At 36.9% G+C, this 20,195-nt stretch carries 20 protein-coding genes; 8 read left to right on the top strand and 12 right to left on the bottom strand.

Translation table 11 applies throughout. The features are described 5' to 3' along the window. Positions 1 to 14 precede the first annotated feature (14 nt). The 3 genes from fdhF to GHC26_RS08520 all read left to right on the top strand — a co-directional run bounded on the left by fdhF (position 15) and on the right by GHC26_RS08520 (position 4,904). Positions 15 to 2,960, top strand: coding sequence for a formate dehydrogenase subunit alpha (gene fdhF, locus GHC26_RS08530; RefSeq protein WP_163970840.1), 2,946 nt, complete (start codon positions 15 to 17; stop codon positions 2,958 to 2,960). Beyond that, entirely contained in the window at positions 2,953 to 3,420 is a 468-nt protein-coding gene (locus GHC26_RS08525; RefSeq protein WP_163970839.1) for a DUF1641 domain-containing protein, read from the top strand. The genes fdhF and GHC26_RS08525 overlap by 8 nt, the downstream gene beginning before the upstream one ends. A 503-nt stretch (positions 3,421 to 3,923) precedes the next feature. Next, on the top strand, positions 3,924 to 4,904 hold the full coding sequence (locus GHC26_RS08520; RefSeq protein WP_163970838.1) for a zinc-binding dehydrogenase: 981 nt from the start codon (positions 3,924 to 3,926) through the stop codon (positions 4,902 to 4,904). A gap of 96 nt (positions 4,905 to 5,000) precedes the next feature. Here the strand turns inward: GHC26_RS08520 and GHC26_RS08515 are convergent, their stop codons facing one another. From GHC26_RS08515 to GHC26_RS08475, 9 genes are all read right to left on the bottom strand, one after another. Further along, positions 5,001 to 6,662, bottom strand: a complete 1,662-nt coding sequence (locus GHC26_RS08515; RefSeq protein WP_163970837.1) for a M20/M25/M40 family metallo-hydrolase — start codon at positions 6,660 to 6,662, stop codon at positions 5,001 to 5,003. 21 nt (positions 6,663 to 6,683) lie between these two features. After that, entirely contained in the window at positions 6,684 to 7,196 is a 513-nt protein-coding gene (locus GHC26_RS08510) for a thermonuclease family protein (RefSeq protein WP_163970836.1), read from the bottom strand. An 81-nt stretch (positions 7,197 to 7,277) separates the two neighbouring features. Continuing rightward, positions 7,278 to 8,135, bottom strand: a complete 858-nt coding sequence (locus GHC26_RS08505) for a DUF421 domain-containing protein (protein WP_163970835.1) — start codon at positions 8,133 to 8,135, stop codon at positions 7,278 to 7,280. 38 nt (positions 8,136 to 8,173) lie between these two features. After that, a complete protein-coding gene (locus tag GHC26_RS08500) occupies positions 8,174 to 8,377 on the bottom strand; it encodes a DUF1657 domain-containing protein (protein WP_163970834.1) in 204 nt (67 codons plus the stop codon). Positions 8,378 to 8,383: 6 nt separating this feature from the next. Further along, positions 8,384 to 8,734, bottom strand: a complete 351-nt coding sequence (gene spoVAE / locus GHC26_RS08495) for a stage V sporulation protein AE (protein ID WP_163970833.1) — start codon at positions 8,732 to 8,734, stop codon at positions 8,384 to 8,386. Continuing rightward, positions 8,731 to 9,747 (bottom strand): stage V sporulation protein AD, encoded by a 1,017-nt coding sequence (gene spoVAD, locus GHC26_RS08490; protein WP_163970832.1) that lies wholly within the window; start codon positions 9,745 to 9,747, stop codon positions 8,731 to 8,733. The genes spoVAE and spoVAD overlap by 4 nt, the downstream gene beginning before the upstream one ends. Beyond that, positions 9,747 to 10,226, bottom strand: coding sequence for a stage V sporulation protein AC (gene spoVAC / locus GHC26_RS08485; protein ID WP_163970831.1), 480 nt, complete (start codon positions 10,224 to 10,226; stop codon positions 9,747 to 9,749). Before spoVAC ends, spoVAD begins: the two co-directional genes overlap by 1 nt. Before the next feature lie 16 nt (positions 10,227 to 10,242). Further along, positions 10,243 to 10,695, bottom strand: a complete 453-nt coding sequence (locus GHC26_RS08480; protein WP_163970830.1) for a YhcN/YlaJ family sporulation lipoprotein — start codon at positions 10,693 to 10,695, stop codon at positions 10,243 to 10,245. Between the two features lie 72 nt (positions 10,696 to 10,767). Beyond that, positions 10,768 to 10,974, bottom strand: a complete 207-nt coding sequence (locus GHC26_RS08475; RefSeq protein WP_163970829.1) for a DUF1657 domain-containing protein — start codon at positions 10,972 to 10,974, stop codon at positions 10,768 to 10,770. 147 nt (positions 10,975 to 11,121) lie between these two features. Here GHC26_RS08475 and GHC26_RS08470 point away from each other — a divergent pair, with 147 nt between their 5' ends. Further along, the gene (locus GHC26_RS08470; protein WP_163970828.1) at positions 11,122 to 11,559 is read left to right on the top strand and encodes a hypothetical protein; all 438 of its coding nucleotides are present in this window, start codon (positions 11,122 to 11,124) and stop codon (positions 11,557 to 11,559) included. A gap of 263 nt (positions 11,560 to 11,822) precedes the next feature. Here the strand turns inward: GHC26_RS08470 and nfsA are convergent, their stop codons facing one another. From nfsA to GHC26_RS08455, 3 genes are all read right to left on the bottom strand, one after another. Next, the gene (gene nfsA / locus GHC26_RS08465) at positions 11,823 to 12,569 is read right to left on the bottom strand and encodes an oxygen-insensitive NADPH nitroreductase (protein ID WP_163970827.1); all 747 of its coding nucleotides are present in this window, start codon (positions 12,567 to 12,569) and stop codon (positions 11,823 to 11,825) included. A 14-nt stretch (positions 12,570 to 12,583) separates the two neighbouring features. Beyond that, a complete protein-coding gene (locus tag GHC26_RS08460) occupies positions 12,584 to 13,306 on the bottom strand; it encodes a hypothetical protein (protein WP_163970826.1) in 723 nt (240 codons plus the stop codon). Between the two features lie 1,071 nt (positions 13,307 to 14,377). Continuing rightward, positions 14,378 to 14,557 carry a hypothetical protein gene (locus GHC26_RS08455; protein ID WP_163970825.1) on the bottom strand — a complete coding sequence of 60 codons (180 nt, stop codon included), beginning with the start codon at positions 14,555 to 14,557 and terminating at the stop codon, positions 14,378 to 14,380. 493 nt (positions 14,558 to 15,050) lie between these two features. Here GHC26_RS08455 and GHC26_RS08450 point away from each other — a divergent pair, with 493 nt between their 5' ends. From GHC26_RS08450 to GHC26_RS08435, 4 genes are all read left to right on the top strand, one after another. Beyond that, a complete protein-coding gene (locus tag GHC26_RS08450) occupies positions 15,051 to 16,313 on the top strand; it encodes a molybdopterin molybdotransferase MoeA (protein WP_163970824.1) in 1,263 nt (420 codons plus the stop codon). Between the two features lie 25 nt (positions 16,314 to 16,338). Continuing rightward, the gene (gene moaA / locus GHC26_RS08445) at positions 16,339 to 17,358 is read left to right on the top strand and encodes a GTP 3',8-cyclase MoaA (RefSeq protein ID WP_226376902.1); all 1,020 of its coding nucleotides are present in this window, start codon (positions 16,339 to 16,341) and stop codon (positions 17,356 to 17,358) included. Positions 17,359 to 17,380: 22 nt separating this feature from the next. Next, complete coding sequence (locus GHC26_RS08440) at positions 17,381 to 17,791, top strand: YwpF family protein (RefSeq protein ID WP_163970823.1); 411 nt, start codon at positions 17,381 to 17,383, stop codon at positions 17,789 to 17,791. Positions 17,792 to 18,825: 1,034 nt separating this feature from the next. Next, positions 18,826 to 20,190 carry a TrkH family potassium uptake protein gene (locus GHC26_RS08435; protein WP_163970822.1) on the top strand — a complete coding sequence of 455 codons (1,365 nt, stop codon included), beginning with the start codon at positions 18,826 to 18,828 and terminating at the stop codon, positions 20,188 to 20,190. Positions 20,191 to 20,195: the final 5 nt, after the last annotated feature.

Raw genomic sequence — 20,195 nt, 5'->3', positions numbered from 1 at the left:
GAGGGGGAATGAAGGTGCAAGAACATGTTATTGTAACCATTAATGGTGTCGAGTATTTGGCATCTCCTGGACAAAACCTATTAGATCTAATGAATGATTCTGAGGTCTCTGTGCCACAAATATGCTATAATGAATCACTTGGACCTATTCAAACATGTGATACGTGTATGGTGGAAGTAGACGGTGAGATGGTACGTGCCTGTGGGACTACCGTACATACAGCAATGAATGTGAATACAACAAAAGATGATGTGTATGATGCTCAAAAAGAAGCATTGGATCGCGTTTTAGAAAAGCATGAGTTATATTGTACTGTTTGTGATTATAACAATGGAACTTGCGAAATTCACAATACGATCGCAGATTTTGGTCTAGAGCATCAGTCTCGACCTTTTCAATCAAAGCCATATGAAGTAGATCGTTCTGGCTCTTTCTATCGATATGATCCAGATCAATGTATATTATGTGGCCGTTGTGTTGAAGTTTGCCAGGATGTACAAGTGAATGAAACGTTATTAATCGATTGGGAGCGAGAACAACCACGTGTCGTATGGGATAATGATGTTCCTATTGATCAATCATCTTGTGTTAGCTGTGGACAATGTGTAACGGTTTGTCCATGTAATGCATTGCTGGAAACGTCGATGGAAGGAGAAGCTGGTTTTATGACGGATACAAAACCAGGATTACTCCGATCTATGATTGATGTAACGAAAAAAGTAGAATCTGGTAATGGGCCATTATTTGCTATTTCTGACACGGAAGCAGCGATGAGGGAAGAGCGAATTGAAAAAACAAAAACCGTCTGTACGTATTGTGGGGTTGGATGTTCTTTTGATGTATGGACAAAAGACCGTAAAATTTTGAAAGTAGAACCACAAAAAGACTCCCCAGCCAACGGAATTTCCACATGTGTTAAAGGGAAATTTGGCTGGGATTACGTCAATTCTGAGGAGCGTTTAACGAAGCCGTTAATACGCCAAGATGATCATTTTAAAGAAGTAGAATGGGATGAAGCATTAACCTATGTAGCAAATCGATTCCGTACTATTAAAGAAGAAAAAGGTTCGGATGCATTAGGATTTATTTCGTCGTCGAAAGCAACCAATGAAGAGTCATATTTAATGCAAAAATTAGCAAGACAAGTAATTGGTACGAATAATATAGATAATTGTTCCCGTTATTGTCAAACACCTGCAACAAAAGGACTTTTCCGAACAGTAGGGCATGGTGGTGATTCTGGTTCTATTGATGATATTGCTGAAGCAGATCTAGTTATGGTAATTGGGTCGAATACTGCAGAATCACACCCTGTTTTAGGCTCGCGGATAAAACGATCACAAAAATTATTTGGTCAAAAATTGTTTGTCTTTGATTTACGGAAGCATGAAATGGCTCAACGTGCAGATCGCTTTATCCAACCAAAAAGTGGGACTGATTTAGTATGGCTTTCTGCTGTTACCAAATATATTATTGATCAAGGCTGGGAGAACCGTACATTTATTGATAAATGGGTTAATCATTTTGATACGTATAAAGAAAGTCTAGAAAAATTCACATTGGAATATGCAGAGAAAATAACAGGTATTTCGATTGATACATTAAAAGAGATTGCCTGGGAAATCGCAAATGTCGACAAGGTAGCAATTTGTTGGGCAATGGGAGTTACACAGCATCAATTAGGAAGTGATACAAGTACTGCTATTTCCAATCTATTATTAGTAACTGGTAATTATATGCGAAATGGAACAGGAGCTTATCCATTACGAGGGCATAACAATGTACAAGGTTGTAGTGACTTTGGAAGTATGCCAAACTTCTTCCCTGGTTATGAATCCGTGGAAGATGATGTTGTGCGTGATCGTTATGAAGAGGCATGGGGAACGAGCTTACCTGGTGAGACAGGGAAGGATAACCATGAAATGATTCATGCTATTCACAATGGTGAGCTTTCGTCATTGTATGTATTAGGAGAAGATACTGGAATTGTTGATGCAAACATCAATTATGTAACTGCAGCATTTGAAAAACTAGATTTCTTCGTTGTACAGGATTTATTTTTGACAAAAACTGCTGAATATGCGGATGTGATTTTACCAGCTGTTCCTAGCCTTGAGAAGGATGGTACATTCACGAATACAGAACGACGTATACAACGGTTGTATCAGGCATTAGATACGTATGGGGATGCAAAACCAGATTGGGAAATTATTATGGATATTGCAAGTTATATGGGTACAGATTGGCAGTATCGTCATCCATCTGAAATCATGGATGAAGCAGCTTCCCTCGCGCCACTTTTTGCTGGGGTAAGTTATGACCTTCTAAAAGGCTATAATAGTTTACAATGGCCTGTTGATCCAAATGGGAAAGATACACCATTATTGTATAAAGATGGTTTTCCATTTCCAGATAAGAAGGCTCGTCTTTATGCACTTGATTTCGACTTGCCATATGATACAAACGAAGAATATGATCTTCATGTCAACAATGGTAGATTACTAGAGCATTTCCATGAAGGCAATATGACGTATAAATCTGCTGCTATCACTAGGAAAACACCAAATGCCTTTATTGAGGTATCGCCAGAACTAGCAAAAGAACGGGGAATCCAAGAAGGAGCTGAGGTGAAGTTAACATCTCATACAGGTTCTGTGACTGGAATGGTTCATGTCACCGATCGTGTCCGTGGTAAGGAATTATATTTACCGTTAAATGATAATGGAAAAACAGCCATTAATTTATTAACGGACAATCGAGTGGATAAAGATACAAACACACCTGCCTATAAAGAGGTTGCTGTAAAAATGGAAGTAATCAAGAAAAAAGGAAAAAGTCCTATTCCACCAAATAATTTCCGGAGGGGTAATCGCCAACCTCAAATTAGTGTTAATGTCGAACGAAAATGGCAGCGAGCAGATTATCATATGCCAGGAAGTCAGGTGAAACAAGATGGCTAAACCAATCTCAACCGTTAAGAAATTGGAAATACCAGAAGAAACAAAGCATGAGCAACATTTAGATGAAGTTACGAAAGCAGTAAGTGAGAATAAAGAAGCAATTTTAAAAGGAATTGAACTTGTTTCCTCATTACATGAAAGCGGAGCATTAGATTTTGCAAATGCATTAGTAAAACGACGGGAGGATGCATTAGAAAATATCATTACTGAAATCAATAAAGAACAATATGCTTCCCTGTTAGAAAACATGAGCAAACTAGTCTTATATATCGGTGAATTAAATGTGGATGAATTATACTATTTTACCGAACGGATTAATGATGGAATACATGAAGCAGCCGTTGCCAGTGAAGATAGCCAAACCTCTTATTTGGATTTATTACGTGCATTAAAAGACCCACAGATCAATCGAAGTATTACCATGTTATTAAACTTTTTACGTGGGATGGGAAAAGAATAGAAAACGATAAGGCTGTCTCCAATATGGAGGCAGTCTTTTCTAATAGAAGTTGTAAACCAATCGAATTACTTGCGTATAAAATTCACATGTGGAAATATTAATGATAATGGCTCTTTTCACATACTTTGATGTTTTAGCATCAGCGGAGTTGATACAAATTGCGACGTAAATTGCGTCGTTGATTTCCAGAACGGATAAACACTCTATACATCGCCTTAACTTACGTCGCATTCTATATAAATAATTTATCCCGCATGTAACGGGCAGTAAGACCCCCATTCAAGATTTCTTAGGAGATCCAAGAAAGATAAGTGGGGGATCAAACTGCCCGTAAATGTCCGATTCGTTCAACTAACAATCAGTGGGGAAGGAAAGGAAACCCCACTGATTAAAGTTTCACTTTATTAAGATTCGTACTTTAAAACCAAGAAATTAGCGACATTTTGTAGCTAGAGTGGTAGATGGAGAGATTTAAATAAAAAGTAGAAAGGATGGGTAAATAAATGAAAGCATTTGTTCATGAATATGAAGAAATTACAATCAAAGAGATGGAATCCCCTTTACCAGCAAAAGGAGAGGTTGTCATTTCCCTGCGTGCTGCAGGATTAAACCGTCGTGATCTAAATATTCCAAATCGAAGAGGAAATGAAGCAGAAGCCTTAGTACTTGGTTCAGACGGAGCGGGGGTAGTTGAGGTAGTAGGACAAGGCGTATCTAATGTAAAAGAAGGGGATGAAGTGATCATTAATCCCGCATTACGGTGGGAGAAAAATAGTGATGCACCACCAAAAGGATTTGATATTTTAGGGATGCCAGATCATGGAACATTTGCTGAAAAGATTGTTATTGCTGCTGAACAAGTTGAGCCGAAACCTACATATTTAACCTGGGAAGAAGCAGGTGTTTTAACTTTACCTGCACTCACTGCATATCGCGCATTGTTTACAAAAGGCAACGTAAAGGAAAATGATACTGTTTTTATTCCTGGTGCAGGAAGTGGTGTCGCTACATACTTAATTCAATTTGCGAAAAATGTTGGAGCCAAAGTGATTGTAACCTCCCGTAGTGAAGAAAAACGAGTGAAAGCAAAAGAATTAGGTGCAGATGTTGTGCTAGATACGAATAGTGATTGGGTAAAGGCACTTACTGATGAAACAGTTGATCTTGTTATCGAAAGTGTTGGAAGAGCAACATTTAATCGATCGCTAGAAGTATTGAAGAAGGGAGGACGTATTGTTACATTTGGTGCAACAACGGAAGATACAATTGATTTTAATTTACGTTCTTTCTTCTATGGTCAATACCAATTGTTCGGTTCGACAATGGGAAGTAGAGAAGAACTTCGCAATATGCTGGACTATCTTGAGCAATTTAAAACAAAGCCAGTAGTAGATGAGGTCTTTCCGTTAGAAAAAGCACAAGATGCCTTTGACTATCTTGCACAAGGAAAGCAGTTTGGTAATGTAGGATTACGGATTGGGTGAAATAATAGACCCGGAGACAGAATTTAGTCTCTGGGTCTAACCTGTTCATAACATATATCCCAATCTGTTTTTTTATCATGAAATATTAGCGAAACGTCAAGGTTTTCTATTGTTTAATATCTCCTGTATAACAGTGTCAGTTAAATTAGGTACTATTTCAAAAGCGTACCTTTTTTCTACTCGTTCTAGTTTTTTATGTCCATCATTTCCATAAGGACCGATATTAATGATCGGAACGTTAAGTGCACGAACATCTTCGTAATCAACAAAATGTTTTGTTCCCCAACTTGGGTTATTAGTAGTGATAGCATTGATTCCTTCCTCATCATCATTTAAAGCCATAAAGCTCATATCCGAAATATAAGGATAAAAGTTCCGAGTCACAATTGGATGGGAATAGTTCGGTTGTACCTTTTCAATTGCCACGTCAAGTGCTTGGAGTAGGTCCTTTTCCTTTTCCGTTTCTCCCGACAAACTGATGCTTGGCGAATACAAAGAGGAGTAAAATAAAATGATTGTCGGGCTTTTATCCTCCATCCATTCCCAAGCTTCTTCTACAACCCTTGCAGCAAACATTCTTGTATCAAGCTTTTTATTCTTTAATAACATTTCTTTAAAATCCTTCATGTGATTGGTATATTGCTTGTCATGCTTCTCGACAAGCATATCGTCCATTTCTTCATACGTATAGACGCGTGGTTCATATGTCAGTGTTTCAACTGATTCATTTCTAAGGTTACTAAATTTTCGTTGCTTTTCCTGGAAGGAGTCCAGAGCATTCTTGAACGCTATATATGCTTGGTCTTTTAATTTGTGTAATACTTCCTTAGGTGTCCATGAATGGGTGAAAAAATTGTAATAAACATATGCAGATAAGGCAGTTTGGACTGTATAGGATGGCTTTAAATCGGTTTGTTTTAAAGATACTGGTGGGACAGTCGTCTCTTCATACGCTATATCACATAGTTCTGGGTTGTAGTTTATCTGTCTTGTTAGTTCTGCTGCAATATAATTGGGATCTAATCCACTAAAACAAGATCCGACGTGTGTTTCTTCTCCTGTTATAAAAAAGGAAGGGAGGAGCTTGCCGATTGTACCTTTATAAATGTAACGGTTTGGATCACCATTATACCGAGGGGACACAAAATCTGCATTAATCGCTGCAACGTAGTTAAAATGATGCTCCTCTTTCCATTTTATTAATGTTTTTAGAGCAGATAATATACCATGTGAACTATCTTCTTCGTCACATTCTGCGAGGAAAACGATGTTACCTTCTAGTTTTTCTGGGTGCAAGGCATAATAGTTTACTAGATACAAATGACTTGCTAACCCACTTTTCATATCAAGAGCCCCGCGACCAAACATCCATTCATCAGAATCTAACTCTTTTTTAATGTCTGCAGGTAATTCCTCATTTTTGATCTGTTGCATTAGTTCATCTGGGTAACAGGCATATTGTTTTAACTGATTAAAATCATCAATTCCTACTGTATCTGTATGCCCCATTAAAATAACAGTACGATCACACTTTCGTTTTGTTCCTTTGACAAAAGCAAGAACATTGTATCTTTCTTGCGTATCCTGTGTTGTTTGTTCAATCATGAGGTGAGATGGGTTCTGTTGAAAGTAAGGAAAAGACGAAATGATTTGATGTATCGTATTGGCAATATCTTTTTCTCCTTCTGTATTAACAATGCTTTTCGTTTCCACTAGTTGTTTAGTGTATGCTTCGACCTTTTTTCGACTATCTAACATTTTGAAAACTCCTCTCCTTATTTAATAGATTGTGGTTGAAAACCCCTCGTCGGTCACATAACCTTCTATACTCCATATACCAATTTGTTTCTTTTTAGCTTTCTTTTCAATTTCCCTAAACTTTTCCACATACTTATCGTTTGGTGGGAAAACATAAGCAACTCGTGCTAACCCTTTTGCAAGTAACATCTCATTGAACATCTGTCCGTCTTCTGTATATACATATGCCAGGATTCGGTCATAATTATCACGTTCACTACTTCCATTTTCGAGTACAATGGTATCGTTAGGGGAGAAGGTGTTTTCCATTAATTTACTGGCTTCAGGTCCAAATGGTTGAACTGCTTCATCTTGTTTTTTTGTCTCAGGCGTATCCACCAATAATAGTCGTATGTATTCTTCTTGCCCATCAACCTCGGCAATTAGTGTGTCCCCATCGACAATTCGAATAAATGTAACTTCTTGTTTTTCATTATGAGGGGAAGAACAAGCAACTAGAATGAGAAATACAAAAAAGATTAGTTTTTTCATCATGTGAAAAGCAACTCCTCACGTATTCTCTTGTAGTATACATGATTAATGACAAATTCAAGATGAAAAACTAACCTTAATATTTTATTGTAAGTATGGTGAGATTTTATCAATTGCTTGCTGTAGTTTTTGGCTATTTTTTTCATACATCGCTTTAGACTGTTGGTTTTCGGTACCAAGTGCAAAAAGTTCTAAATCAGCTTGACATTTTTTCATCGTTGCAAGTAGCAAAGGCTTTTCAGATGGACTTGGAACTGCGATTTTATCATCATACAAGTCCACTGTTAGTTGTCCATCTGTATCTGCTTGTGCTAAAAATACGTTTTCAATACTGACATTCATCTTATCCAATTCAGCCTCTAACCAATTAGTGTTTAAGGAAAGATTTGCTAATGGTTCAAGCAATACCTTTCCATCCATAATAACGGTTTGGGGTTCCTTTTTTGGTGCTACTTTTAACCCCATATCTTTTGGTGTTAATGGCTTGTTTTCACTTTTGGGTAGTACACTAAGTGATCCAGTTGGTTCTAACACAGCAAATTCCACATCTGCATATTGGAAGATATCTTTTTGACGTAAACTTTCTAATAAATCATCTGTTGTATACCCTTCTTTTTTCAAATTATCTTCCATTATTTTACCATCTTGAATGACGACGGTACTTTTACCTTGTGTAAAATCACGTAGACGTTTACTTTTTAATGACAACCTTTCTATGGTAAATGGAATAATAAACCATAGTAATAATGCAATTACTGCATGCATGAAAGGTTGGTCAGTATCGAAGGAATGGATGGCGACAATTCCCCCTAAGACAATCCCTGTTATATATTCAAATATACTCATTTGTGCTAGTTGTTTTTTCCCTAATCCTTTCGTCATGAAGAATAAAATCATTAACAAGGCGATTGAACGTAATATAACTTCAACCCATCCTGGCATCGTTACCCTTCCTTCCAGTATGATATCTCTTTAAACGCTTATTGTTTATATTGAGGTTCTTCTTGTGATAAAAAGATAACCTGTTGTTGTAAATCTGATTTAATTTCTTTAATAATCCTTTCGGTCTCATGAAAGACTTTTTTTGCCTCATTATGTTGTGCACGTTCATTCAATGTTTTCAAATTCGCTTCAATACTTTTTAAACTGGCATAGCAGCTTTTAACATTGGAACCAACTGTCATTACGAATCATCCTTTCGGTTTAAAAATTAAGGCACCGATAAAGCCAAAGATTATAGCAGCTGAAATACCTGCACTTGTTACTTCAAACATACCTGTTACCACACCAATAATGCCATGTTTCTCCGCTTCTTGCATCGCCCCATGAACTAAGGAATTACCGAAACTTGTAATTGGAACCGTTACGCCTGCTCCAGCAAAATCAATTAATGGTTCATAGAGCCCAAGTCCATCTAATATCGCACCTGCGACGACTAGAGTGGATAACGTATGTCCAGGAGAAAGTTTAAAAACATCCAGCATAATTTGTCCAATGACACAAATAGTGCCTCCGACAACAAATGCCCAGAAAAAAATCATCCAACATCACTCCCTGATTCAATAGATACAGCATGTGCAATGCATGGAATAGGATCTTTTTGTTGTACACTTAAAGGAGAATGTAGAGAACCTGTAGCAACGACAAGTATTCGATTAAGTGCACCTTCTTTCATTTGATTTAAGAAGTGGCCATAAACAACAGCTGCTGAGCATGCCGAACCGCTCCCACCTGCAAGGACAGGCTGATCCTCACGATAAATAGTTAACCCACAATCTACGTATTGATTTTCATTAATATTTATTCCGTTTTGCTTTAATAGATCCATGGATACTTCTCTGCCTACATGACCAAGATCCCCTGTGATGATTAAGTCATAATAAGATGCATCTATATTTCGTTCTTTTAAATGTGTTGTAATGGTATCAACGGCAGCAGGTGCCATTGCTCCCCCCATGTTATAAGGGTCCGTTATCCCCATATCGACTACCTTGCCAATAGTTGCAGATGTCACTTGAGGACCTGTCCCATTTTTGGAAACTAATGCACATCCAGCCCCCGTTACAGTCCATTGAGCAGTAGGTGGCTTTTGTGCACCATATTCGGTAGGATAACGAAATTGCTTTTCGGCGGCTGCGTTGTGACTGCTACTTCCACTCAAAATATAATTTGCACCTTGACCATTTATAATCATTGCAGCTAATGCTAAACTTTCCATTGAAGTAGCACAGGCATTAAATAAGCCTAAATAAGGAATTCCCATTGTTTTTGCTGCAAAATTGGAGGGAGTTATTTGGTTTATTAGATCCCCACTAATAAAAAACTCAACTTGTCCTTTGTCAATTGGACTTTTTTTTAATGTCACCTGACAGGCTTCTTCCATCAATAATTGGTGTGCCTTTTCAAAAGAGTCTTGTTTTAACCACATATCCTCATGTAAGATATCAAAATCATTTGGGATATTGCCATTTGCTTCGAAGGGACCTCCAACTGTACCTGTTGATGTAATAACTGGTTTATTTTCAAAGATCCACGTGCTGTGGCCTGTTAGCATTATAAGCCCCCCCATTGAATCAAAATAGTCTTAATTAACGCAATTACAAAAGCAGAAAAAACACCAAAAACGATTACCGATCCTGCTAATTTAAACATATTACCACCTACACCGAGGACAAATCCTTCTGAACGGTGTTCAATTGCAGCAGAAACTACAGCATTTCCAAACCCTGTTACTGGAACGGCAGAACCTGCACCAGCAAATTGGCCAATGCGATCATATACACCAAACCCTGTTAATAGCATGGTGATAAAAATAAGGGTTGCCACTGTAGGGTTTGCAACGGTTTGTTCGGTGAAGTCAAAAAAGTACATATAAAAAGTTGATATTAATTGACCAATAAAGCAAATAAAACCACCGACAAAAAATGCTTTTATACAATTAATCAAGACTGGACGCTTTACTTCACGCTTTTGTTCAAAAGACTGATATTTTTGTGCTTCTGGTGGTAACTTTTTCTTTTTTTTATCTGCCATAATCCTTCACTCTTTCTTATGTTTTTTCTTTCATTAGTTTTGTTAAATCTTTAATTTCCTTTTTTAATTTTTTTTGTGAAATGTCATTTTTATCAATTTTCTCTTCAAGTCGTTCTAGCTCAAAGATGAGTTTCTGATCAGTTGATACCTCAACTTTGTGGTTAGGGTACATTTCCTCTATTTTTGTTGTGTATTTTTTTCGTAATTTTGGTAGTTGTAGTTGTTTTATTTGGTGAAACTCCATTGCAACGACAATTGTTTTTGCCGTATTGACTGCATATATTGCGGTTACTTCATTATTTTCACTTAATTTCTCTTTAATATGATTCGAAGCTTGTTGATCTAATGTATTGGTTCGAACTTGTGTATACTCGACATCATTTTTATTGTTTGTTCCTTCTGCTCCAGAATCAGGATTACAACCGATAGTGACAGAAAGAATAAGTGTAATCATCAAAATCCGTGCCATTGTCAGTCATCACCTCTCTTTAACTTGAGGTTGTTAAGAGGCTGGCAATCTATACCAACCTCTTAGTTCACATTATATTTGTTTATATTGTGGTTCTTCTTGTTCAATTTGTTGTAATCGTGGTTCTACACTTTGTAAGATTTGTTGCGTTTGTTGTGCGGCATTATCATAAATTTGCTTAGCTTGTTTGTTTTGCGTTTGAAGAGCGAATTGTTCAAAGCTTGCTTGAGCACTTTTAAGTCCAGCGATTGTTTGTTTTACTTGGGTTGATACTGTCATTTACTTTCCCCCTCATTTTTTGGACTCATTTTTAGCGTCTTAACTTTTAGTGTAAATATACTTTCTATTTTTTACCTATATAATTTGAAACCTTTACACATATGAAATCGTCATACTATTAAAGAGAAAAGGATAGGGTGGGGAAAGTTGAAAAAAAGAATAATCCTCTTTTTAATTAGTGTTTTTGGCATTGTTATATATTTACTTTTTTATCATAATGATGTCATGTTAGCGAATAGCAAAAATGTGACATACCATCAGGGAGATTTTAGTATTCATCTAAGAGTGGAAAATATACATAATGGAATAAAGGTTTATCGTGCATTGGAATATAATGGGGATCGTCCAGTTATGGTGAAGCATCGGACACCATTAGTATCCATATCATTAGACGAAAAAAATCATGATTTTACGGGGAGTAATGTATCAAAGATGTTAGAACCAGGAGACAGTTATCGACCACAAGGAACGAAGCAATTCCGTATACCTGGTAGAGGACAGTATAAGATCCACTTTTTAGCACGTTTTCAAGTTGGAGAGGAAGAGGTAGTTAGAGAGGAATCTGAAATATTACAATTTGAATAAAAGAGAAAAGGACAAGCATTTCCATTCTATAATGGATTTGCCTATCCGCTTATCCGCATGTAATTGGCAGTAAGCCCCCCCTTTTTCAGCATATGAGGTGAAACCAAATTGGGTAAGTGGGGATCAACTACCAGTAAGTGTCCGATTCGTTCAACTAACAATCAGTGGGGAATGAAGGCCGACTAAGAACGCCACGTCAATCACAACTCAGCACAAGCACATCCTATGCGTCGAAAACCCACTGATTAAAGTTTCACTTTATATTATCGTTTATTTAATTGTTTTTGCCGAACAAAGGAAGATACATCCATCCGAATAGGATTTGTATACTTTCGTAGCATTTGATTTGTCCATGTATCGACTCGTTTATTGTTGGTGCGTTGCTGATAATATTCTGTCAGTTCTTGATTAAAATCTTGAAGTTGCTTCTCTGTTTTCTCATTATGCTGATATGTATTTTCATGATACACAACTTCTAATGGTAATCGTGGTTTTTGTTCTGGTTGTTCGGCTGGATAACCAACAGCTAAACCAAATAATGGAATGACATATTGAGGTAGATCTAATAAGTCGTTTACACGGGAAATATCATTTCGTAAACTACCGATATAACAGACACCTAACCCTAATGATTCAGCTGCGATAGCTGCATTTTGAGCTGCAAGTGCGGTATCAACTGTCGTAACAATAAATTGTTCGGTCGATTCAATACTGGTTTCCATTTGTTTTTGATCTTCTATTGACCCTTGCTGATAAATTCGGTTTAAATCTGCACAAAACACAAAAAGATGACCGTTTTCTTTCACATAAGGCTGGCCAGAAACTTCTGCTAATTGTTCTTTTAACTGTGGGTCTGTAATCCCTATAATACTATATGCCATCACATAACTCGAAGTTGAAGCTTGTTGAGCTGCACCTACAATGGTATGTAATTGGTCTGTTGAAAGTTTTTCACTTGTAAACTTTCGGATTGATCGATGATTTAAAATTGTTTGTAATGTTTCGTTCAAGTAACATTCTCCTTTTATTTCATTGAATTAATGTGTAGTTGATTAGTTGTTGTTGGGTAAGGCTCAGCTTGTTGCCATTCTTGGATTAGTGTTGGTGTTGGTTCTGTGACAGCTGGTCGCTCAATAGAAATTGTATCATTATCAATCCATTCTGCAACTAATATGGGCCATTGATAAGAAAGGATATTTGTTTCGGTTTGATTCACTAGAGGTAGCAACTCCCAATTTACAACATCGACAACAACTATATCTGTAGCTGGAATTGGCAAAGTACCTGTACGGCTAAATAGAAATAAGAGCTTGTTATTGTCTGGTGACAGTTTCATTTCTGCTTTTTGAGCTAAATCAGCTACCAAATATGCTCGATTATCTTCACTTTGATTGAGCACTAAATAAGAGCATAGGTCATTATGACATGAGAACTCTAATAAATAGAGATCCTCTGATGCATTAATTTTTTCAATTTGCATCTTCTTAATCGTTTTTTGCCGATCGTCTACCCCTTCTAGATATTGCGCTATTATCGGCACCATTTTCAAATTTATCAATACTTGTTCATCTGGAAGAGAGAATTCAATAAATTCTTCCGTTTCATTTTCCTCAATTTCTTCTTCTACCAACTCTGGTTCTTTTTCACCATTAGCAGATGTGGGTTGGTCCTTTTTCATAATTAATGGTTCATTTGAAGAACAAGCGACCAATAGTAATAACCCACCAATTAACATAAATCGTTTCATGAATATTACGCTCCTATTGTATAATTTAAATGAGTATAATCAATTATACAATAATTCATAAAATAAAAAACCCATTCCATAAAACGAAACGCATTAGGTTTTATGGTTAGGCTGTTTTCTAAAAGATTGTTGCTTTTTCCAGTATGAATATTAATGAAGAAAACTTGGCTTGTCGCCAAGTGGCGACAAGCCTTAGTTGCCTTATGCAGAAAGAAGTTTTTCTTATCTGCCAGCTTAAGCCGAGCTTCGGCGTAGTGTCTTATGCACGTGATGAGGATTGACTCGAGGATGTAGGTGCTGGCCGATGATAACGCCACGTCCTTATGTCTATTTGCACTAGGATGTCAATCGCTCGAAGCTAGACATCGCGAGCTAAAAGCAATTGCTGTGGGGTTTTCAGACTGTGCCTTTTCCCGTAGAGTCTTGCATTTTCTGGGGCTTAGAACAATCTTTTGTTAAAGTGAAAAAGAACTCCACGAATTGATGATTTCAGGAGTTATAATTACATAATTATTAATTAGAAAATCTCTACCAGTGGAGGCAGAATACATAGTCTTCTACCGGACGACGATACGTGTCAGAAGCCCCCTGCGGTTCGTCGGCTAACGTCGGTCATGTCCTGTGGCAGGCGCCGACACTAGAACGTCCTCGCAAAAGAAAGACATTTTTACTTCGTGCGATATTTCGCTGTCGCAGCTTTCCTTGCCCTGCTCGTCTAAAAGGCATCGGTGAGACCCCTAAAGACGAGTAGCAGTCTTTTTTGCACGTTAGGAAAGTATAAAATTTTAGCTAAGAAGTAAACTCGACGTAGCTAAAATTTTAATGTCCCAAGTATAAGAAAAACGAACACATTCGCTAAGGGACGAGCGAATGCGAGTTTTTCTAACGAGGAGTGCGGCAGCAATGTATAGCTTTCAACACGACGAGCACAAATGTGGCCTAACAGCCGCCCGTTAAAAAGCGTAGTGTATTTCCAGAGCGGATAAACGATCCAAACTAACGCCTCAGTTATGTCGCATAATATAGAAGCTGTGATGTTAAGAAAACAAAAAATACGAAGAGAACCTATGATTATAATTTTTTTCGATCTTCATCATCGTCTCGTGTCCCCTGTGATAGGTAATCTTTTTCTAAAAAGTCAACCTCACTTTCTGTTAAATCAGCATCTTTAGATGGATCCTCTTTATTTGTTTTCGTTACATAAATGAGCAGTAAAATAATGATCAAACCAATAAGAATAGTCCAAAACATAAAAAAACACTCCTTGTGGTTGTTTACGTTTAGTATTCCGCATATTTTCTAAAAAAAACATTTTTGTGTCGGTAGAAGTCTGTCATATCAATTAGGCGTAATTTTTGTTAAACTATCATTATAGTAGGTGTTCAAAAAGGTGGATAAAAAGGACCGAGTCGGCTAAGGTCTCAGGCACCTGTTGCAACGCCTCACGCTAACGTCCTTTGCCTCGAAAGTTTGAGCTAGTGAAGGTCACAGTAGCGGAGTGTGCAATTAATACGTGGGCACAAGGGATGCTCCCTAGAATCTACATCGCACGCAGGAAAAGTGTAATTCTTTTCCAAGGAGCGAAAAAGTAAGCCAACGAAGAAATTAGATGTGTCACTTTTACTGCACTTTTTGAACATCCTCTTATAGGCATTATTAGTAACGAGGAAAATAAAAAATGTTCCTACTCAACGAGATTATTCCCATTAAAAGAATGCCAATTGAAGGAAAGGTTTGATGTTTTGTGGTAGAAAGGCGTAAACCTATTCCAGTAATGGATGCAGTTGAACGTGTTATGGAGTATCAAGCACAAGGTAAAATTGAACAAGTTTCCATCCAACATTGTGATAATCGTTTTTTAGCAGAAGATGTTGTTGCAACAAATCCTGTACCTTCTTTTGATAAATCACCATATGATGGATTCGCTATACGTTCCGAGGATACAATCGATGCTTCCTTAAATAACCCAGTGGAATTGGAAGTAGTGGAACATATTGGTGCAGGACAAGTGCCAACGAAACCACTGAAAAAAGGTCAAGTAACTAGAATAATGACTGGTGCACAAATTCCTGAAGGTGCAGATTGTGTAGCGATGTTTGAAGTATGTAAAGCGTACCAAAGAGATGGTAAAGACCTTATGTCGATAAAACGTACCATGCAGAGCGGACAAAATATTATCAATAAAGGTTCTGAAGTGACACAAGGAGACATACTTGTGGAAAAAGGAACCATTATAAATCCAGGGGTCAAAGCGTTACTCGCAACATTTGGGTATGATACGGTAAAAGTAGGGAAGAAACCAGTTGTAGGGATTATAGCTACTGGTACGGAATTATTGGACGTAGATGAACCGTTAAAACCTGGAAAAATACGTAATTCCAATGCGTACATGATTGCCTCTCAAGTTATCCGAGCAGGAGGGGAATATCGATATATAGGTAAGTTAAAAGATGAATTAGAACCTAGCTTTAAAACGATAAAAGAAACACTAGATCACGTAGATATTTTGATTACAACTGGAGGCGTTTCGGTAGGTGATTTTGATTTAATGCCTGCCATTTATGAGAAACTGGGTGCTTCCGTATTATTTAATAAAATAGCAATGCGCCCAGGCAGTGTAACAACTGTTGTGGAATACCAAGGAAAGCTTTTATTTGGACTATCTGGGAACCCGTCAGCATGCTATGTAGGATTTGAATTATTTGTTCGACCAATTATACGTTCTTATTTATATAGTAAATATCCATATATGAAACGAATTAAGGCAACACTGGCGGATTCATTTCCTAAACCAAATCCGTTTACACGTTTTGTTCGAAGTTACATTACCTATGAACAAGATGGGATTTATGCCCATTTAGCAGGAATTGATAAGTCAAATGTTGTTACCTCTTTAGCACATACAACCGCCTTAATGGTGTTACCTGGGGGAACAAGGGGATTTGAACCTGGTAACGATGTGGAAGTCTTACTTATAAATGATGTCGATGGACAAAAGGCGTTTTAATTATATACATGAAGGAGGGCTATTGGTGACTGATAAAACACCAATTAAAGATCATTTCGGAAGAACGCTAAAAGATCTGCGTATTTCCGTTATTGATCAATGTAATCTTCGTTGTACGTATTGTATGCCAAAGGAAATATTTGGCGAAGATTACCCATTTTTGCCTGAAAGTGAATTATTAAGTTTTGATGAAATTGTACGTCTTGCTGAAAGCTTTGCAAAATTAGGCGTCGAAAAAATCCGGATTACTGGTGGCGAACCATTAATGCGAAAAGATTTAGACCAACTTATTGCAAGGCTAACTAAGATTTCTGGAATAAAAGATATTGCATTAACAACAAACGGTATATTTCTGCCAAAAAAAGCAAAGAAGTTGAAAGAGGCAGGACTACAACGTGTGAATATAAGCTTGGATGCTATTGAAGATGATGCCTTCAAAGAGATTAATGGAAAAGGTGTCGTGACATTACCAGTCTTAAAAGGTATTGAAGCAGCACAAGCAGCAGGATTACAGGTGAAAATAAATACAGTTGTCAAAAAAGGAATGAATGAAAGCCAGATACTTCCGATGGCCCGTCATTTTAAAGATACAGATGTTATTTTGCGTTATATTGAATTTATGGATGTAGGAAATCATAATGGTTGGGATTTCAACAATGTTGTATCTAAGAAGAATATTATTGATAAAATTCATGAAGAAATGCCACTAGAACCTGCAGAGGAAAATTACTATGGGGAAGTTGCCTCCAGATACCGCTATAAAGATGGGGGAGGAGAAATTGGAGTGATTTCTTCTGTCACAGATTCTTTCTGTGGTACATGTACACGAATTCGCCTATCTGCTGATGGAAAGTTATATACTTGCCTATTTGCTTCAGATGGATATGATATACGTGAAAAACTTCGAAAAGGCTACACTGATGAACAGTTATCAAATGCTCTTGAACAACTATGGGGCAAAAGAAAAGACCGATATTCAGATGAACGTGCAGAAAATAAACACCATGATCGCAAGAAAATTGAAATGTCCTATATAGGTGGTTAGAATAAGGTAAGGGAGGGAAGGTATGAAAACATTTAAATTAAAATCGCTTGAAATTATTGAGAATAAAGAAGAAGACATTGTACAACATGATATACAAATTATTGATGGGTTAGCGATTAATCGAGAGGATGATGAGAATCGCTGGATAATTGAAGTTTATGTTGATAAAACGTACATGGACTTTTTCAGACGATTACAACAACAACAAGAAGATGTAATGATACAAGTGAAAATCACTAAAGAAACCAACCCTCCAGCTACTTTCCTTACATCTGTCATAGGGATCAATGAAATTGGTGAAAACATCAACGTATTATTTATGGGAATTATGATTGATGAACAAAAAAGTATTATAAAAGATTTGTTAAAAACACTAATTGAAGAAGGATACCAAGGAGTTTCTCTCTTAGAGAAATTTAAAGAAAGAATTTAATAGCTACTTACTATTACTAGTTAATTTACTTTGAAGAGGTTGTTCAAAAAGTCCGGTGAAAATGACACATCGAATTTCTTCGTTAGCTTGCTTTTTTAGCTCCTTGGAAAAGAATGACACTTTTCCTGCGTGCGATGTAGATTCTAGTGAGCATTCCTTGTGCTCATGTATTAAATGCATACATTCCGCTACTCAAAGCTACGCTGCCTCGAACTTCTCGGTCCTTTTAATCCTCCTTTTTGAACACGCACTTGAAGGAACAAGTGAAATAGCATACCTATTAACATGATTGGTATGCTATTTTTTAGTTGGTATTATGCGTTTAATAATAAATAGATGAAAAATGCCGAAATCAACTACACTTTTGCGACGCATAATCTATATTATGTGCAGTAAAGTTTTGTATTGATTTCCGCTACGGACAGTCGCTTTCACAACGGGCATAAGTGCGACATCTGTTCAAACTATTCGTTTTCACAGTGTCTTCTTTACCGCAGGCACGGCCTCAGCTTCCCCGGAAGAAGACCACTTCCTGCTCAGGTCTAGACACGTGCTTTTCTTCAGGAGTCGACTGTCCTCCGTTCCAACCAACTATTGTATTAGCATCAATAACAATATTAATAAGAAATAGAATAGCACAAACTAGCGGAGAAAATACACGTAGACTCCTGCGGAAAAACGAGCCTAAGAGACCCCGCAGTGTGGTTTTTGCAACGGAGGCTCGTGGGGAGTCCGCGGAAAGCGTAGTGTATTTTCGTAGCGGTAATTAACAGATATGTCACTCATTGCACATAATACATCAACTATTTATTAAGCAACAAACTTTTAGAAAACAGCCATATTTTTAAAGAAGACGAAATATGTTATGGTATTAGCATGCTATAGGATAATATTACTATTTTCTACAAAATGTATAAATTTTACTTAAAAAATGTCGAAAATGAGAGCGCGAATATATAATCACTGATATAATGGTGTAAAGAATTAAGGGCTCTTCACCGATATCAAGAGTAGACACGTAAGGAGTACCAATTATGTTCGATCGTCAAAAGGTGTTTGGTTGGCTAAATAAATTATCACCTGTACAGCTAATCTTTTTATTTTATTTCCTAGCCGTTTTTGTATCGACTGTTATTTTATCGTTACCAATTGCTTACCAAGATGGGGTAAACATAGCTTTTATTGATAAATTATTTACTGCTGTAAGTGCATTAAGTGTAACAGGATTAAGTACCATTACAATTGCCGATACCTTAAGTACAACAGGCATTATATTACTTGCCTGTATTCTTCAATTAGGTGCTATCGGGGTTATGGCAATTGGGACCTTTATCTGGATTTTATTAGGGAAGAAGATTGGCTTGCGTGAGCGACGCTTAATTATGACTGACCAGAATCAAACGAACTTCGCTGGAATGGTTGATTTAATCATACAAATCTTTTTTGTGATACTAACGATTGAATTTATTGGCTTTCTTATTTTAGGAACCTACTATCTACAGTATTTTCCAACGGCAGCTGAAGCTTATTTTCAAGGTTTTTTTGGTTCCATTAGTGCAACTACTAACGGTGGGTTTGATATTACTGGTGCCTCACTAGTTCCTTTTAAGGACGATTATTTTGTACAATTTGTCAATATGTTACTGATTATTTTTGGTGCGATAGGCTATCCAGTACTAATTGAAGTAAAAGATTACCTATTTGCAAGGTCTGGCAATAATCCGCTTTTACGATTTACGTTATTTACAAAGGTAACGACACTGACATTTTTCATTTTAATTGTTGTCGGTGCGGTCTTTATTATTTTGTTAGATACTGGTAAATTTTTTGCTGACAAATCTTGGCATGAAGCACTATTTTACGCCTTATTTCAATCGGTGACCACAAGAAGTGGTGGATTATCAACAATGGATGTTAGTCAACTAACTGAAGAGAATCATTTATTTATGTCATTTCTAATGTTTATTGGTGCTTCGCCTAGTAGTGCTGGTGGTGGAATACGGACAACGACGTTTGCATTAGTTGTTATTTTCATCATTACATATGCTCGTGGTGGGAATAGTATACGGATTTTCAATCGGGAAGTATATGAGGATGATTTACTAAAAGCTGTTACTGTGACGTTAATGGCAATAGGTACTGTGTTTTTTGCTGTTTTAATTGTCTCGATCGTTGAACCTTATTCAATGACGGAAATTCTTTTTGAAATAACATCAGCCTTCGGTACCGTTGGATTGTCATTAGGAATCACGAGTGAATTAACGACTTTTTCGAAAGTTGTACTAATGTTTCTCATGTTTATCGGTAGAGTTGGGATTATTACCTTTTTGTTTATCTTTAAAACAACTAAGAAAAGTGGTAAGTACCATTATCCAAAAGAGAAAATGATTATCGGATAATGCTA

Origin of the sequence: Oceanobacillus halotolerans, assembly GCF_010993955.1 — a bacterium.
GTDB lineage: Bacteria > Bacillota > Bacilli > Bacillales > Amphibacillaceae > Oceanibacillus_A > Oceanibacillus_A halotolerans.
The sequence above is the reverse complement of the archived record's forward strand: the minus strand, read 5'-3'. Positions and strand labels throughout refer to the sequence as shown.

Bases quoted from the DNA above. Each gene is read 5' to 3' on its own strand.
- GHC26_RS08525 (WP_163970839.1), top strand. From the start codon at position 2,953: ATGGCTAAACCAATCTCAACCGTTAAGAAATTGGAAATACCAGAAGAA.
- GHC26_RS08520 (WP_163970838.1), top strand. From the start codon at position 3,924: ATGAAAGCATTTGTTCATGAATATGAAGAAATTACAATCAAAGAGATG.
- GHC26_RS08515 (WP_163970837.1), bottom strand. From the start codon at position 6,662: ATGTTAGATAGTCGAAAAAAGGTCGAAGCATACACTAAACAACTAGTG.
- GHC26_RS08510 (WP_163970836.1), bottom strand. From the start codon at position 7,196: ATGATGAAAAAACTAATCTTTTTTGTATTTCTCATTCTAGTTGCTTGT.
- GHC26_RS08505 (WP_163970835.1), bottom strand. From the start codon at position 8,135: ATGCCAGGATGGGTTGAAGTTATATTACGTTCAATCGCCTTGTTAATG.
- GHC26_RS08500 (WP_163970834.1), bottom strand. From the start codon at position 8,377: ATGACAGTTGGTTCCAATGTTAAAAGCTGCTATGCCAGTTTAAAAAGT.
- spoVAE (WP_163970833.1), bottom strand. From the start codon at position 8,734: ATGATTTTTTTCTGGGCATTTGTTGTCGGAGGCACTATTTGTGTCATT.
- spoVAD (WP_163970832.1), bottom strand. From the start codon at position 9,747: ATGCTAACAGGCCACAGCACGTGGATCTTTGAAAATAAACCAGTTATT.
- spoVAC (WP_163970831.1), bottom strand. From the start codon at position 10,226: ATGGCAGATAAAAAAAAGAAAAAGTTACCACCAGAAGCACAAAAATAT.
- GHC26_RS08480 (WP_163970830.1), bottom strand. From the start codon at position 10,695: ATGGCACGGATTTTGATGATTACACTTATTCTTTCTGTCACTATCGGT.
- GHC26_RS08475 (WP_163970829.1), bottom strand. From the start codon at position 10,974: ATGACAGTATCAACCCAAGTAAAACAAACAATCGCTGGACTTAAAAGT.
- GHC26_RS08460 (WP_163970826.1), bottom strand. From the start codon at position 13,306: ATGAAACGATTTATGTTAATTGGTGGGTTATTACTATTGGTCGCTTGT.
- GHC26_RS08455 (WP_163970825.1), bottom strand. From the start codon at position 14,557: ATGTTTTGGACTATTCTTATTGGTTTGATCATTATTTTACTGCTCATT.
- GHC26_RS08440 (WP_163970823.1), top strand. From the start codon at position 17,381: ATGAAAACATTTAAATTAAAATCGCTTGAAATTATTGAGAATAAAGAA.
- GHC26_RS08435 (WP_163970822.1), top strand. From the start codon at position 18,826: ATGTTCGATCGTCAAAAGGTGTTTGGTTGGCTAAATAAATTATCACCT.